We start from the raw sequence: 2599 nt of genomic DNA, 5'->3' as shown, positions 1-2599 counted from the left end.
TGTCTATTTCGGTGATACTGGGCCAGTGATTTCGGTGATATTGGGCCAATTATTTCGCTAGTCATTGGGCCACTTTCCGATTACAATAATATATAATTGCGATTATGATTCCAATTTCTTTTTTCTTCTGTAAGATTCGCCTTCCAGTAGCACTCTATGAGAAGAGAAAGTGACCCGATCTAGGATAGCATCAGCGATCGTGCTTTCGCCAATGAGCCCATGCCATTTTTCTACAGGTATCTGTGTAGCCATGATCAGTGAAGCGCTGTTGTAGCGATCTTCTATAATATCCAATAAAGCCGTTCTTGCCTGCTGATCTATCGGGGTGAGGCCGAAGTCATCCAGTATGAGCAATTCTGCTCTTTCAATTCTTTTGAGAAACTTGTGATAGGTACCGTCCAACCGCGCTATTTTCACCATATCAAAGAACCTCCCTGTGTTCAGGTAAAGTGTTTTGAAAAGCATCTGACAGGCTTTAACACCTATGCACTGAGCGAGGAAGCTTTTTCCTGACCCAGCAGGCCCCGTCAGAATAACATTCTCCCGGCGATTTATAAAGCCCAGTGAAAGCAATCTTTCGAACATATTGCGATCCAACCCTCTGGAAGGTGTGTAATCAATGTCTGTAGCTGTTGCCTTTTCCTTGAAACAGGCTTTTTGAATAAGATTATCAATGTTCTTATTCTGCCTGGCTTCCCATTCAGCATCAATTATCGTCGCCATAAAGTCATCCACGCTCATCTCACGATAAAGGTTTTCATTCACGCTGGATCTATAGAGCTCAGCCATTGTCGTCATACGCATTTTGCGCATCTTTTCGATTGTTGTGTTTTCGTTCATATTACTTTTATGTGTTTTGGTATTATTTATAGATTGATGCATCCCGCAAGTTTTCATGCATAGGGATGCTGAATATCGCCTGAGGTTCTTCCTGTAGTGTGTCAAGTCCATTTTTCAGAATATTTGATATGGTCTGATAGGATGCCCAGTGATGTAAAAGCGCTCTTTTGCAAGCATTATTCAATCGTGTAGCACCATATGCTTTTGCATATGAGAGTATTCCTTGCGCTTGTTTGTATGCCAGTTCAGGGTAATTGTACTGCGCAATAAGCCTTCGGATATATTCCAGGGTAGAGGCACCGATAGCCGAAGCCCGCTGCTCAAAGTATAACGGATTCCAGTCGTTGTAGACCTGATGGGAAGAAGGCATGTGATCTCCGAGGGTGGTATAGGATCCTGGCCGGAACGATCGCTGATGTTTAGCTATCCGCTGAAAGTTATAGAAGACCTCCACTGTTTCTTTATTATACTGAACTTCTACATGATGGCCGATATAGCGATGGGGAACGCTGTAATAGTTCCTGTCCACACTTAGGTAGATATGGGATGTTTTCTGCACTTTTGCGCGCCTGAAGTACCTCAGATTATATGTGGACGTAGGTAGCGGACCCAGATATTTTTTTTCCAGATCAATAAACTGACTCCGTCTAGTAGCACCCCCGTGTGAAAACAGGTAATCATTGTAAAGTACCAACTGTTCGGCAATTGCAGCATTGAGATCATTCAGACTAAAGAAGGTCTGATTGTCCAAAGGATAAAAGATACGCTGGTATACCAAGGTGACACTGCGCTCTACCAATGCCTTATCCTGAGGGTGGTAAGGGCGGGCAGGATCCACTACACAGCCGTAAAAAAGAGCAAAGTCCGCAAGGGTTTTGTTGATTTCCGGAGCGTATTTGGAGCCTTTGCTCACAGCTGACTTTAGGTTATCAGAGACTATGGCCTGGGGTACTCCACCTGACCATCTTAGACAGCTATCCAGGCAATCGATGAAGTCTTCGCGTTTCTGGCTGGCTACCGCTTTGACAAAAGTATATTGGCTGCATGGATATACAGCAACAAAGATCTCCACGGGGATAGCTTCGCCTGTCTCCCGGTCCACATAATGCATTTTCTTGCCGGTGAAGTCTACAAAAAGCTTCTGGGCTGCCTTATGCTCGAGCTTTCCTGATGCTTTTACCTTTCCTTTCCAATGCCTGTAATGTGTTGTAAACTGCGTATAACGGTAGCCATTCGGATACTCCAGCAGGTAATTTTGCCAGATAGTATGCAGGGTGGCACCTGGACGTTTCAGCTCTTTCTGAATATTACTGAACTGCGAAGATAAGGCTTCATAACGTTCTTTTTCAGTTTGGTCTTCTTCGGTAAAAAGATCGTGAAGCTCAGCGTCTTCCATCGACAAAAGCTCACGGTACTCCAGTTCCAGTCCATTAAAACGTCGCATGTAACTGTCTACCGTTTTACGGTTGATGTTCATCATTTCGGCAACCTTACGGTTGCTGAGTCCTTTTTCCTTAAGAAGGATAAGTGTTCTAAGTTCCATTTTATCTTTCCGTTGTCCTGCCATACTGCTGTGATAAGTTTATACAGCAGCAACTTAGGCAGTTTAAAAGGAAAGTGGCCCAATGACCTCCGTTTTCAACGGAGAAATGGCCCGACGACCTCCGAAATTAAGGAGATTTTTTGGCCCAGTGACTTCCGAAATAATTGGGTATTATAGCCGAATTGAATGGCCCGTTGACCTCCGTTATAGACAGCT

The 2599-nt window shown here is 44.1% G+C and carries 2 protein-coding genes; both read right to left on the bottom strand.

What is annotated here, in order from left to right:
- Positions 1-102: 102 nt before the first annotated feature.
- Positions 103-840, bottom strand: coding sequence for an IS21-like element helper ATPase IstB (gene istB, locus BC792_RS18190; protein WP_148910439.1), 738 nt, complete (start codon positions 838-840; stop codon positions 103-105).
- Positions 841-862: 22 nt separating this feature from the next.
- Positions 863-2383 carry an IS21 family transposase gene (gene istA / locus BC792_RS18185; protein WP_211357587.1) on the bottom strand — a complete coding sequence of 507 codons (1521 nt, stop codon included), beginning with the start codon at positions 2381-2383 and terminating at the stop codon, positions 863-865.
- Positions 2384-2599: the final 216 nt, after the last annotated feature.

The sequence above is a fragment of the Sphingobacterium allocomposti genome (assembly GCF_008124885.1).
Taxonomy (GTDB): domain Bacteria; phylum Bacteroidota; class Bacteroidia; order Sphingobacteriales; family Sphingobacteriaceae; genus Sphingobacterium; species Sphingobacterium allocomposti.
The sequence above is the reverse complement of the archived record's forward strand: the minus strand, read 5'-3'. Positions and strand labels throughout refer to the sequence as shown.

Bases quoted from the DNA above. Each gene is read 5' to 3' on its own strand.
- istB (WP_148910439.1), bottom strand. From the start codon at position 840: ATGAACGAAAACACAACAATCGAAAAGATGCGCAAAATGCGTATGACG.
- istA (WP_211357587.1), bottom strand. From the start codon at position 2,383: ATGGAACTTAGAACACTTATCCTTCTTAAGGAAAAAGGACTCAGCAAC.